The organism is Bacillus sp. B.PNR1 (assembly GCF_030386235.1).
In the GTDB taxonomy this organism is placed as follows: domain Bacteria; phylum Bacillota; class Bacilli; order Bacillales; family Bacillaceae; genus Bacillus; species Bacillus stercoris.
This window is the reverse complement of the sequence record NZ_JANYMN010000002.1, coordinates 509,883-521,985: the sequence shown is the minus strand read 5'-3', so window position 1 is coordinate 521,985 and position 12,103 is coordinate 509,883. Positions and strand designations below refer to the sequence as shown.

Below are 12,103 nucleotides of genomic sequence, written 5' to 3'. Positions count from 1 at the left end.
CTATGAGGGTAGTAAGGATCTTCATCCTTAACATATTTTTAAAAAGGAGGATTTCAAATTGGGCCACTACTCCCATTCTGACATCAAAGAAGCGGTGAAATCCGCTAAAAAAGAAGGTTTAAAGGATTATTTATACCAAGAGCCTCATGGAAAAAAACGCAGTCATAAAAAGTCGCACCGTACTCACAAAAAATCCCGCAGCCATAAAAAATCATACTGCTCTCACAAAAAATCTCGCAGCCACAAAAAATATTACTGTTCTCACAAAAAATCTCGCAGCCACAAAAAATATTACTGTTCTCACAAAAAATCTCGCAGCCACAAAAAATCATACCGTTCTCACAGAAAATCTCGCAGCCACAAAAAATCTCGCAGCTTCAAAAGATCGTTCTGTTCTCACAAAAGATCTCGCAGCTTTAAAAAGTCACGTCGCACACACAAAAGATCTCGCAGCTTTAAAAAATCATGCCGTACACACAAAAGATCTCGCAGCTTTAAAAAATCATGCCGCACACACAAAAAATCTTACCGTTCCCATAAGAAACACTGCAAAAAGCACGATGATTATGACAGCAAAAAAGAATACTGGAAAGACGGCAATTGCTGGGTAGTCAAAAAGAAATACAAATAATTTAAGTTTCCATTGTTTCAATAGGCTGCCGGCTGAGGTACGGAAGCCTATTTTTTCATTTCCCCTGTATTAGATATATGTCATGACATAACATATGCAACCCGCATCATTTGGTTTCCTCGAAACCATTTCGTTATAATCAAGATATCCTAACGATAAAGGCGGTTGTTGCCATGTACATATTTCAAGCTGACCAACTTAGTGCCAAAGACACATACAAGCTATTGTCAGGTACCGTTATTCCCCGCCCCATTGCATTTGTGACAACACTTTCTTCAGGAGGAACGGTAAATGCCGCGCCTTTCAGCTTTTATAACGTCGTCAGCTCAGATCCTCCGCTCCTCAGTATTTCTGTGAACAGGGCGGGAGGGCGCCAAAAAGATACAGCGCGAAACGCAGTGGAAAACGGAGAATTTGTCGTTCATGTCAGTGATGAAGCCATCATTGAAGATATCAATGAAACGGCTGCAAACTTAGGGCCGGATGAAAGCGAGCTTACGCGCACCTCGCTTCACCCTGTTGAAAGCAACGCTGTTTCGGTTCCCGGCATTCAGGAAGCCCGTGTTCGCTTTGAGTGCACATTAGAGCGGCATATTACCTTTAACAATGATCAAGGAGTCACTACAGCAGATCTGCTCATCGGAAGAGTTGTCTGCTTCCACCTAGACGAAAAGGTGTATGATGCAGAAAAGGGATATATTTCGACAGATGAATTAAAGCCAGCCTCACGATTGGCGGGAAACATTTATGCCAAGCTCGGGGAAGAATTCACACTGATTCGTCCCAGCTGAACAGAAGGACTATTTAAATAGAAGAAACTAGTCAAAAAGACCTTGTGATTACATAATGTTACCTATAAAAAAAGAACACCCGGAGAAAGCTTCGGGTGTTCTTTTATGAAACGTTTTTCCTTTTTCTTCGTATAAAGGTAGATTAGGAGGAATTGGAATGACAAACTTTTGGATTTTAATGCTGATCGCTATTACCACCAGCATGGCCTCTCAATTTTTTATAAAGAAAAAATACGGTATTGATAATTCCGGCTGGCGATATAAACATGTCAGCAGTACACACAAATGGATCGAAATCATTTTACTTATTTTGTTTGTGTTTTCACTCTCCTTTTTTCCAGTTGAATATTTGCTTCTCTTATTTTTTATTGTGATTGACTCAATACGTATTTTTGTGGAGTGGAATTATAGACCTGAAGATAAACAGTATATGTACCACATTGTAGAGGTCTCCCTCCTGTTTATGCTTTTGATTTATATTTGTATCCTATAGTTATTTAAACCCCCACAGCCGCTCCGTCTCCCCGGGGATCAGCTCCGCCTTGGAGAAATCCTTCTTCATCAACTTTGATTGCTGCCGCATGTCCCATCAGCGGATCATAGTCACCGACAACCTCCACGAGATGTCCGCTGTCTTTCAGTTTTTGGATTGTTTTCTCTGTGAATCTGCCCTCGACTCTGAGGCCTTCGTATTCCTCTCCCCACGTTCTGCCCCATACCCAGCGCGGTTCGCTGATTGCCTGCTGTGGATCCATTCCGTAATCCAGCATTCGGGTAATGATGGCCGTCTGGGTCTGCGGCTGGCCTTCGCCGCCTTGTGTTCCGTACAGGATTTTCGGCTTTCCGCCTTTACAGACCATAGCCGGCATCAGCGTATGGAAGGTGCGCTTTCCCGGTTCAAGTGTGTTGACATGATGTTCATCCAATGAGAAAAATGACCCGCGATTTTGCAGCAAAATGCCTGTATCACCGGCAGTGACTGCCGAGCCAAATTCAAAGTACAAGCTTTGAATGAATGACACTGCGTTGCCATCCGCATCGATTACGGCCGCATATGCCGTATCACTTCCCACCGGTCTGCTTGCAGCCGGTACTGCGAGATAGCCGATTTCTTCTGCCAATCGTTTTGCATAACCTTTGTCCAATAGCCTTTCAAGCGGGATGTCTGCAAACGCCGGATCAGTCAGGACGGCATTCCGATCTAGAAAACTCTTTTTCAATGCCTCCACAAGCACATGATAATACGTAAAAGATCCATGTTCGATTTTGGTGAAATCATAGTTTTCCAAAATGTTCAGTGTTAATAAACCGGTAAATCCCTGAGAATTCGGCGGCGCCTGATACACACTGTATCCTCGATAATCACTTGATACAGGCTCCGTCCACTCGCCCCGGTGCGCTTTAAAATCATCGAGTGTCATGTAACTGCCGTTATTTTGTAAATACGAGACAATCCGCTGAGCGATATCTCCTTCATAAAATGCGCTTCTTCCTTTTTTGGCAATCATGTTCAAGCTCTCTGCAAGATCTTTTTGCACAAACCGCTCTCCCGGAATAGGTGCTTTGCCTCTTCTTGTAAAAATGTCGGCTGTGTAAGGCGTGGAGACGAGCAGTTCAAGATTCGTTTCTGTGTGACGGCACTGATCGGCTGATACAGGAAACCCATTTTGGGCATAATCGTGTGCTGGCTCCAACACGTCCTCAAGAGACATGCGACCATACTCCTTCAGTACCGCATCCCAGCTATCAACCATCCCGGGCACAGTAATGGCACTGTCAATTCCCCGCAGCGGAATCACGCTTTTTCCCTTATATACATCTCTCGTTACGTTTTTTCCTGAACGTCCGGTGCCATTGTAGACTTTTACTGATTTTGTTTTCTGATGAAAGGTCAGCCAAAAGGCATCCCCGCCAAGTCCGGTCATATGCGGATACACAACCGCCAGGCAAGCACTCACCGCAACGGCGGCGTCAAATGCGTTACCTCCTTTGTCCAGTATGCGGTTTCCGGCCTGAGAAGCAAGATAATGCGGACTAACGACCATTTGCTTTGTACCGATGACAGATTTGTTCATCACAAGTCCCCTTTTTAAGAGATTTTCTTCAGTATAGGGAGCCTGATTTTTCACATCTACTGATCCGGCAGAAAAACTGACGAACTTTCTTCTTTTCGCAAACAATAAGATATTTATTCGTTCATTTCGAAAACAAATAAATTTTTTTTCGTTCGAAACGTAACTTTTTATGATAAAATGATGGCTAAAAGGCTACGAAAGCAGGTGGAGCAATTGAGTCATGAATATCAAATCCCCAACCTTGTACTTGATGAGACTGATAAACAAATTCTCACGATTTTGCATGAAGAAGGCAGAATTTCTTATACGGATCTTGGCAAAAGAGTCGATTTGTCCCGAGTCGCCGTCCAGTCTCGTATCAACCAATTAATTGAAGCTGGCGTTATTGAAAAATTCACCGCGGTCATCAATCCCGCTAAAATCGGCATCCATGTATCCGTGTTTTTCAATGTCGAGGTAGAACCGCAGTTTTTAGAAGAGGTCGCTCTTAAGCTTGAGGAAGAGCCTGCGGTCACCAGCCTTTATCACATGACAGGTCCGAGCAAGCTGCATATGCATGGGATCTTTGCCAACGATCAAGAAATGGAAGAGTTTTTAACAAAACGGCTGTATCCATTGCGAGGCGTCGTCAGTGTTGATTGCCAGATGCTGATCAAACGATACAAAAGCCGTATGGGAATGAAGCTGTAAAGGAGAGAAACAAATGAAAAAGCATCCTTATCGGGATATGGCGGCCGCGATGGTGCGCACCGGCATATTAGGATTCGGCGGCGGACCTTCCGTGATTCCGCTGATCCGCCATGAAGCGGTCAATAAATATAAATGGATTGACGATGATGAATTCGGAGAAATATTAGCAATCGCTAATGCGCTTCCCGGGCCGATTGCCACAAAAATGGCTGCGTATCTGGGCTTTAAGCTTAAAGGCACATTAGGTGCCATTGTGGCGACACTCACCCACATTCTGCCTACATGTCTTGCGATGGTGGGCTTGTTTGCGGCAGTAAATGTGTTAAGCCATTCAGCAGTTGTTGCCGGCATGATAGGCGCCGTCACGCCGGTGATTGCAGTAATGCTCGGAATTATGGCGTACGAGTTTGGCCAAAAAGCGCTTAAAGGTTTCGGCTGGGTCACCGGAATCCTGTTTTTTATCATCGCTTTTATCGGCCTGCAAACGTTTCAGATCAATCCCGGCCTTGTCATTATCATTTTCTTAGCGTACGGGGCGTTTCATTTTAAACTGAAAGACAAAGTCACAAATAAACATGATAAAGGAATGTCGGCCTCATGATATCGATCTATTTATTTATGGCGTTTTTTATCGCAAACCTACTGGGATATGGCGGCGGACCTGCATCTATCCCGCTAATGTTTGAAGAAGTCGTAAACAGATACAGCTGGCTTTCAAACGATCAATTCTCAAATATGCTCGCACTTGCGAACGCATTGCCGGGCCCCATCGCCACCAAAATCGCCGCGTATGTCGGCTACAGCGCAGGCGGTTGGCCCGGCTTCCTGATTGCCCTGATTGCAACCGTTGTACCGTCGGCGCTCGCATTGATCGTCCTGCTGCGCATCATCCAGCGCTTCCGTCAATCCCCTGTTATCAAAGGCATGACACTGTCCGTTCAGCCTGTCATCGCGGTCATGATGCTCATTCTTACCTGGCAAATCGGCGCAGACGGCATCAAAGCAATCGGATGGATCCAATCTATTGTAATTGCGGGGATCTCCCTCCTTGCCATGACAAAATTCAAAATGCATCCGGCATTTTTGATTATTGCGGCGTTTTTATATGGAGGCCTTGTAATTCCTCATTTGTAGAAAAAAGCACCCTGAAAGGTGCTTTTTTATTTTGGACCAGAAATGCCGTTCGATATGACAGCTGTTTCTTCTCCTGCGTCACTCTTGATGATGTGCTTGACTTGCAGCGTGGTTCCTGCCATTCTCACAGATTTCTTCAACTGGGGTGAATCGGTTTCAACATGTATCCAAACAGGAGGCTGGACCTTCCAAAATAAAAAGAATGCAAGAATCAGCATGCCAGCAATGACCGACAGCAAAAACTTCATATCGCATCGCTTCTTTTCAGTAAGCGGCTCGCAACGGACAGCGCCTGATGATCACGAAGAATATCGCCTGGACGATTGCCTTCTCCCAGCACATAACCTTTAAAGGGCATTCCCATAAAATGAAAAATATGTTCAAATTGCTGAATCAGCGGCAGCCCTTTTATTTTTGGATTGTCTCCGCCCACTGCTGTTACATATGCCTGTTTCGCTGACATTTGCTGTTTAAAATCAGGAAATCTCGGATCTCTCAACGTCTGTGACCAGCGATCAATAAACAGCTTTAATGTCCCTGACATGCCAAACCAATAAATTGGGGTGGCGAATACAAGAATATCGCACGGCAATATCCGCTCAATGATAGAATCGTAGTCATCTTGAACAGGACGAAAGCCGTCTTGGTCGTGGCGCAGATCTTCAATTGGCTGGATTCGATATTTCCGCAAATGAATGTGCTCTGCATCAAATCCTTGAACAGCCTTCTCCGCAAGAATATCCGTATTTCCGCCAGACCGAGTTCCGCCATTTATAACCGCAATTTTCATGATGCATCTGCTCCTTTGTTTACGAATGATTTTCTTCATTTTATAATGGATTCATCAATCAATACAGATGATTATTTCGATTAATCCAATCGCTAAAACCGATTTAGAAAGGAAGAGAACAAGTGGAATTGAAGCAGCTGATCACCTTTATTACGGCGGCAGAACATGTAAACTTCACCCTAACCGCCAAAATGCTTAATTATGCACAATCAAGCGTTACCTCTCAGATCAAATCACTTGAAGAAGAAATCGGGACGCCTTTATTTGAACGGCTCGGCAAGCGGCTTATCTTGACAGAAGCAGGAAAAACGTTCAAATCTTATGCACAGAAGATTATTGCGTTAACAGAAGAAGCGAAAATGGCCGCAAATCAAGTAAAAGAAACAACCGGAACCTTAAAAATCGGGGCGACGGAAAGCCAGTGCACATACCGCCTGCCGCCTATCATAAAAGAATTTAAACAGGCATTTCCCCAAGTAAAGCTCATATTCAAACCATATATCTCCAATGAACAAGCGAAAGAACAGCTCTTACAGGGCCAGCTTGATATCACCTTCATCTTGGATGTAAACCGGACGGAAGACGCACTGCACGTTGAATCTTTGATTCAGGATGAGATCAAAATGGTGGCTGCTAATGACCATCCTTTTCCTGCGGATTTACCAGTAACATTGAAGGATCTTCAAAACGAAACTCTTCTGCTGACAGAGGACGGCTGCTCGTACCGCACGCTCTTTGAGAACAATTTGCATGACTCCGGTGTCTATCCTAACAAATTGGAATTCGTCAGCATAGAAGCCATCAAACAATGCGTGATGGCCGGACTTGGGATTGGAATCTTGCCTGAAATGACAGTAAAAGATGATATTGCAGCAGGCCGAATGAAAGAACTCAATTGGCAGAGCGATTGCCCCGTTTTCACTCAATTAGCATGGCATAAGGACAAGTGGATGTCTGCGCCATTAAAGGCTTTTATCGATTTGACGCGGAAAACATTCAAATAAAATCTTTCCACAAGGACAAGGTTTTTGAGATCAGGAAAGCACACAGCATACAAAAAAACACTTGATGGCTTGGAGCCCCAAGTGTTACCCGTGATTTTTCTGATAAAACGTTCGCAAGACATGTGTTTCAAGGTCAGCCAGGCGGACAGGGATCGGCAGCCTGCTTTCTTGATTGATTAAGCTCATCGTGATCTGATAGCTGCTTTCTAAATCAATATAATTACCGCAAGACAAGAAAATAGGCTTCACGTCCCGCCGCGTCCGCAGCGCCCGTCCATATACTTCGTTGTCAATGAGAATATCGGTAAATGCGCCTACTTCATTTTCAGGCATCACGAAATCACAGCCTTTGATTTTGAGATAGGTTTTCGCAATCCCAATCGTCGGCTTACCCAGAAAAAAAGCCGCATGGGTGGCAACGCCCATATGATTGTAATGCAGATATCCGTTGCCATCAAACAAGAAGACATCCGGCTCCGTCTCCAGCTTTTTCGCCGCTTCAATGATCAAAGGCAGCTCGCGAAATGCAAGAAAACCCGAAACGTACGGTACGCTGATTTTCCCCATGCTATGCACTTTTTCAATGACTTCTTTTGTATCAGCGTCAACCACGATAATACTGCACACCCCGTATGGTTCTCCATTCTGCTCCCAATAGGCTAGATCGACGCCTGCGCAGGTGTTAATGGAGTCTGGATGGATCGTGGGGGATAGGTTGATTTTATGGATAAGAAATTGTTGTGTTTTTACAAATTCTTCTCTGTTTAGGTTGAAAGAATGTATTTGTTTAACATGCATCTAAAATCAATCCTACCTCCTGTTAACTAGTGTCTGTTTTTCGTTGTATTCATTTTCACTTTGAAAATTCCAGTTTTAATACTTGCCACTTCAAGTTCTGCAATCTTTTTTAATAGTTTTAGTTGAATGTTTAACTACATTTCATTATTCGTAACTTTGTTTAATATAAATTCTATATTTTTAACTATTTCAATATGACTATTTGTTTGAAATTCATACATGGGTTGATCCCAATCCTCATTTTGTATCATAACTAGCTGATAAAATCCATTAGCATCCGCATCTGGATACCAACCTAAATCAAGTAAGTAGTTTTTTCGAGAGTATGTTAATTGCATTAAATCTTGTGAAAAAAACAACCATTTTTCATCGTCTGGTGCTAGGTTTTTCGGATCAATTTCTCTAAAACTGTTTTGATTTATGGTCCATCCTTTTGGAATCCTTAAGGGTTGTAAACTTATTTCTGGCATTTTTTTTATCTTTCTCATAAAAGCCTCCTATTACTTATCAATACCAAGTTGTTTTAAATACTTATCTAATCGACTTCCAGCTATCGGATGACCATGATATTCACCACCAGAAAACTCCGCTCTAATCCAGCTTGTTGGTGTACCTAGATCATAACCGACTGTTTTTCCTGCATCATAAATGAAATAATAGTTGTTATTTCCATTATCAATAATATGACCTTTTAGAAGTGCCTCTTTTTCTAAAGCTTTGTTATTCACATCTGGTAAGTACTGAGCAGCTTTTTTACCTGTCATACTAAATCGTTTTGCTTCTTCAGGTGTTTTAGCCTTAACATGTTTATGGCCATGCGGAGTAAACGAAGCATTATTAAGCATTGTTCTAAATTCTTTACGACCATAATATCCATCGTGCGCTACTTTATCGTGATTTTTAGAAATGTTAGGACTATGAGATATTCCCTTACGGCCGCCATCACTAACCATCTTCACAATCCCAAGATCCTTAACAGCCGTCTTTTCCACATCGACACGGACTGTCGGGATTCCGAATGTGAAGCCGTCAGGAGTTACTGGGCGTTCTGCGTATACACGGACGTTTGTTGGGACTTTAAATTGTTTTACTTTTTCTAGGGTTTTGTTAGCTTTTTGAACTTTTGAATGGGTTGCAAGCGGGATGCCTTTATCAATGTGTTTCGCCAATGCGCCGGCTCCAACTAAGCTCAGTACAGCTTCGAGCGCCCCCTGTTTCCGCTTCTCCTCAGACACTTTGTTTCCAAACATATCCCGTCCCGTGACGGCTTCTGAGAATCCGTTTGACGCAACAAGGCCGTATGCACTCATTTCTGTCATTTTGAGAATGTCTAAGGATTTGCCTGTTTTGTAGGCGTCTAAAGCGTGTTCAGCAGCGATAGCTGCTTTTCCGGTTTTGCAGATGGCTTTTCCGCCTTTGAAGGCGCGGCCTGCCCAGCCGACAACCGATATGAATCTGGCTGCGGCCATGGCGCTGGCTATGACGCGTTCAAAGCCTATACTTATTTACGCTATATAAAACAGAAGACAACAATCTAATAAAAAAACCTTGAAAGGCTTCAGTGCCAATCAAGGTAGAAAATCAAACCAACTCGAAGCGTTTATTTGTTTTTAATAATGCCTTAAGATTTTTTAACAATACTATTAATTCCTTCAAATATAATATCTCTCATAACTTCATTATTACTGTTATAATTTCTTTCATTTCTAATTTTATTAAAAACCTGCTTTATAACCCCATCAATCATTATTGTTAATCCTTCTATATCTTCTTCACTACCCTCCTTTTTAAAACTTTCATTTATTATTACCAAGCTATCATCTTTTGACATTTTATTTTCTCCTTTACTCTCTTTCTTTCTCATTAAAAACTTTGTCTATATAATTTACATCATCAAAAATCCAGTATCTATCCTCTTCAGGAATATAACTAGTAAAGTCTTCCCGAACCCCTGTCCAATTATTAGGAACATAATTTTCAAAAGGTAATAACTCAGGATACAGCGAAAGAAGCATTTTTTGATTAAAGTCTATATATAATGATGGCCTTAATTCTAGAATAGTACTTTCATAATCCTGATGTTCAACTAACTTTTTTAATTCTGAAGACGGGATAATGTAGTCAGTATATTCTTTTAAATAAAGACGATAATTATCTTCATTTACAACTAAAATGTTATTTCTTAGAGAAAGAGCAAAGTCCATATCAAAACTAAACCCGTTTTTTTCATAGGCTTCTTTATATTTCATGATATCTAGTATCCAAACATCTCTTTCTGTTAGATACCATGAGAATTGAGAAGAAGCCTTTACCCCGACTATTATATTTTGGGCATACTCCGGTTTTAATAACAACGAAAACACCACTTTCTCATTCTATTTTTTTGGCGGAATGCCCATATTCCTCTAACCACTCTATCCATGGTTCCGCCGGAAGTTCATAACTAACTCCTGGTGTGGTAGGATCAACAAGCTTTGGAGCAGTCCTTCCCTGGTTACGAGGGTTTTTAGTATATCCATACTGATCAATGACTGTCTCCTTAATTAAATCATCAACCTCTTTAGGCACTTTAAATTCTACAATTTCTCCGCCTGGTCTTGCTACATCTCGATAATATTTAGCGTGTTCTAAATTGTAAGCACTTATGTTTAAATCAGCATTTTTAATAGGAATAGTAATGCTTCCGTCACTATTTACTTTAATTCTATACTGACTTGTTTTATTTCCTGCTCCTCCTCCTTGAACTCTGTAATAACTTACTGAGTGTTCAACAGGATCGACAGATTTTTCACTTGATTGTAACTTATCATTATTCACTTTTTTCGTATATAATTGTTTCTTCTCTGGCTTTAAGTCAAATGTATGGCCAGTCGAAGTAACAATCTGTTCTTTATTTATATGACCACTTTGCTTAATTTTAGAAAAAGAATAACTCTTGTCAAGATTTCTTCCCATCGATAACGTATTGTCAACCGACTTCGCCAGTGCCCCTGCACCAACCAAACTCAATGCCGCTTCCAGCGCACCCGTTTTCCGCTTCTCCTCAGACACTTTGTTTCCGAACATATCCCGGCCTGTGACGGCTTCTGAGAATCCGTTTGACGCTATAAGGCCGTATGCACCCATTTCTGTCATTTTGAGAATGTCTAAGGATTTGCCTGTTTTGTAGGCGTCTAAAGCGTGTTCAGCAGCGATAGCTGCTTTTCCGGTTTTGTAGATGGCTTTTCCGCCTTTGAAGGCCCGGCCTGCCCAGCCGACGACCGGTATGAATCCGGCAGCGGCCATAGCTCCTGCTGTCACACGTTCTGCGGTGGAGAGTTTTTCTCCGGTAACCGGATCAACGCCTTCGGTTGCTCTTTTATAATCATAATAGCCAGTGACTTCTCCAGTAAAGTTGCAAACTCCATCCCATGTTTTTTCGTACCATGGTTTGTTTGCTTCTTCCTCGGCTTTTTCCTGGAGACGTCTTGCTTCTGCTTGCTGGGCTTTTGCATCGATATAGGTTGTTCCTTGATTTTCTACTTCAATGACGCTTTTGTAGACTTCATTGCTGTGGAAGGCTTTTTTGTCATAGTACATAGGGGATGCGCTCTTCCCGTTGCTGGTGGCCTGCATGAGAACGGAATATTTGGTGAGCACTGCTTTGTCTAGAGATTCTAAATTTTGATATTCAGTGGTCAGGGATTCATCAAGCTTATCGACAGCTGTGATCGTGTCACGTCTGATTTTTTGGGCATCGCCCATCTTATCTGCATAGTCGTCAAGCGTATACATGTCGAGGTCAATAATATCGCTGATGCCTGACAAAATAGAATCGATTTCTTCTTTATGGGCGGAGACTATCTCTGAGGCTTTCAGGTCTCCATTGGGCAGCTCATGATCCAAAAAAGAAGTTTCCACATATGAATCATTCAGTTCTTGATCTTTAATATCTCCTGAAATGCCATTTAAAAACGCAATTTGAGCAGAGACAAGCGTCAGCCAGCTGTCTACGATTTCCGCCTGCCCCTGAAAAAAATCTTTAATATTATCCGCGCCTTTTCCTTTAAAATTGTCGCCTAAATCGGCAACTCCCTGAAACGCTTTTTTCAGCGTATTCAGCTGCTCTTCAAGCGTCTCATATTGCTTTTTTCTGCTCTTCGCTTCTTCGATTAAAGATTTTGATTCAAATACTTTACTCATCGCACTGC

At 42.2% G+C, this 12,103-nt stretch carries 15 protein-coding genes and 1 pseudogene; 7 read left to right on the top strand and 9 right to left on the bottom strand.

From position 1 onward, the window contains the following. The first annotated feature begins 58 nt into the window (after positions 1 to 58). The 3 genes from NZD81_RS14040 to NZD81_RS14030 all read left to right on the top strand — a co-directional run bounded on the left by NZD81_RS14040 (position 59) and on the right by NZD81_RS14030 (position 1,915). The gene (locus NZD81_RS14040) at positions 59 to 631 is read left to right on the top strand and encodes a CotG/ExsB N-terminal domain-containing protein (protein ID WP_081483647.1); all 573 of its coding nucleotides are present in this window, start codon (positions 59 to 61) and stop codon (positions 629 to 631) included. Between the two features lie 173 nt (positions 632 to 804). Further along, positions 805 to 1,422, top strand: coding sequence for a flavin reductase family protein (locus tag NZD81_RS14035; protein ID WP_282373733.1), 618 nt, complete (start codon positions 805 to 807; stop codon positions 1,420 to 1,422). Positions 1,423 to 1,579: 157 nt separating this feature from the next. Next, the gene (locus NZD81_RS14030; RefSeq protein ID WP_040081604.1) at positions 1,580 to 1,915 is read left to right on the top strand and encodes a DUF4181 domain-containing protein; all 336 of its coding nucleotides are present in this window, start codon (positions 1,580 to 1,582) and stop codon (positions 1,913 to 1,915) included. A 4-nt stretch (positions 1,916 to 1,919) separates the two neighbouring features. Here NZD81_RS14030 and ggt read toward each other — a convergent pair whose 3' ends face one another. Then, complete coding sequence (gene ggt, locus NZD81_RS14025; protein WP_282373736.1) at positions 1,920 to 3,497, bottom strand: gamma-glutamyltransferase; 1,578 nt, start codon at positions 3,495 to 3,497, stop codon at positions 1,920 to 1,922. Between the two features lie 213 nt (positions 3,498 to 3,710). Between ggt and chrS the strand changes: the two genes are divergently transcribed. Genes chrS through chrA form a run of 3 tightly spaced genes read left to right on the top strand, consistent with a single transcriptional unit; the run spans position 3,711 to position 5,321 of the window. After that, a complete protein-coding gene (gene chrS / locus NZD81_RS14020) occupies positions 3,711 to 4,187 on the top strand; it encodes a chromate efflux transcriptional regulator ChrS (RefSeq protein ID WP_014665632.1) in 477 nt (158 codons plus the stop codon). Positions 4,188 to 4,200: 13 nt separating this feature from the next. Further along, the gene (chrB, locus tag NZD81_RS14015; RefSeq protein WP_014665633.1) at positions 4,201 to 4,788 is read left to right on the top strand and encodes a chromate efflux transporter subunit ChrB; all 588 of its coding nucleotides are present in this window, start codon (positions 4,201 to 4,203) and stop codon (positions 4,786 to 4,788) included. Next, a complete protein-coding gene (gene chrA / locus NZD81_RS14010) occupies positions 4,785 to 5,321 on the top strand; it encodes a chromate resistance efflux protein ChrA (RefSeq protein ID WP_014665634.1) in 537 nt (178 codons plus the stop codon). Before chrB ends, chrA begins: the two co-directional genes overlap by 4 nt. A gap of 26 nt (positions 5,322 to 5,347) precedes the next feature. On the opposite strand, the gene NZD81_RS14005 is transcribed toward chrA, so the two are convergent. Both NZD81_RS14005 and NZD81_RS14000 read right to left on the bottom strand, forming a co-directional pair. Further along, the gene (locus NZD81_RS14005) at positions 5,348 to 5,569 is read right to left on the bottom strand and encodes a hypothetical protein (protein ID WP_014665635.1); all 222 of its coding nucleotides are present in this window, start codon (positions 5,567 to 5,569) and stop codon (positions 5,348 to 5,350) included. Next, entirely contained in the window at positions 5,566 to 6,111 is a 546-nt protein-coding gene (locus NZD81_RS14000) for a flavodoxin family protein (protein WP_014665636.1), read from the bottom strand. The genes NZD81_RS14005 and NZD81_RS14000 overlap by 4 nt, the downstream gene beginning before the upstream one ends. A gap of 122 nt (positions 6,112 to 6,233) precedes the next feature. Here NZD81_RS14000 and NZD81_RS13995 point away from each other — a divergent pair, with 122 nt between their 5' ends. Beyond that, on the top strand, positions 6,234 to 7,115 hold the full coding sequence (locus NZD81_RS13995) for a LysR family transcriptional regulator (protein ID WP_040081599.1): 882 nt from the start codon (positions 6,234 to 6,236) through the stop codon (positions 7,113 to 7,115). Positions 7,116 to 7,199: 84 nt separating this feature from the next. Here NZD81_RS13995 and NZD81_RS13990 read toward each other — a convergent pair whose 3' ends face one another. The 6 genes and pseudogenes from NZD81_RS13990 to NZD81_RS21215 form a co-directional block, all read right to left on the bottom strand. After that, the gene (locus NZD81_RS13990) at positions 7,200 to 7,913 is read right to left on the bottom strand and encodes an endonuclease V (protein ID WP_282373746.1); all 714 of its coding nucleotides are present in this window, start codon (positions 7,911 to 7,913) and stop codon (positions 7,200 to 7,202) included. A gap of 134 nt (positions 7,914 to 8,047) precedes the next feature. Continuing rightward, on the bottom strand, positions 8,048 to 8,401 hold the full coding sequence (locus NZD81_RS13985; protein ID WP_282373748.1) for a hypothetical protein: 354 nt from the start codon (positions 8,399 to 8,401) through the stop codon (positions 8,048 to 8,050). 12 nt (positions 8,402 to 8,413) lie between these two features. After that, a pseudogene (locus tag NZD81_RS13980) lies at positions 8,414 to 9,403 on the bottom strand (T7SS effector LXG polymorphic toxin); the annotation flags it as partial. Between the two features lie 131 nt (positions 9,404 to 9,534). Beyond that, complete coding sequence (locus NZD81_RS13975) at positions 9,535 to 9,744, bottom strand: hypothetical protein (protein WP_021480772.1); 210 nt, start codon at positions 9,742 to 9,744, stop codon at positions 9,535 to 9,537. A gap of 13 nt (positions 9,745 to 9,757) precedes the next feature. After that, positions 9,758 to 10,276: a hypothetical protein gene (locus tag NZD81_RS13970; protein ID WP_014665644.1), complete on the bottom strand. Its 519-nt coding sequence runs from the start codon at positions 10,274 to 10,276 to the stop codon at positions 9,758 to 9,760. Positions 10,277 to 10,283: 7 nt separating this feature from the next. Beyond that, positions 10,284 to 12,095 (bottom strand): ribonuclease YeeF family protein, encoded by a 1,812-nt coding sequence (locus NZD81_RS21215; protein WP_206868695.1) that lies wholly within the window; start codon positions 12,093 to 12,095, stop codon positions 10,284 to 10,286. Positions 12,096 to 12,103: the final 8 nt, after the last annotated feature.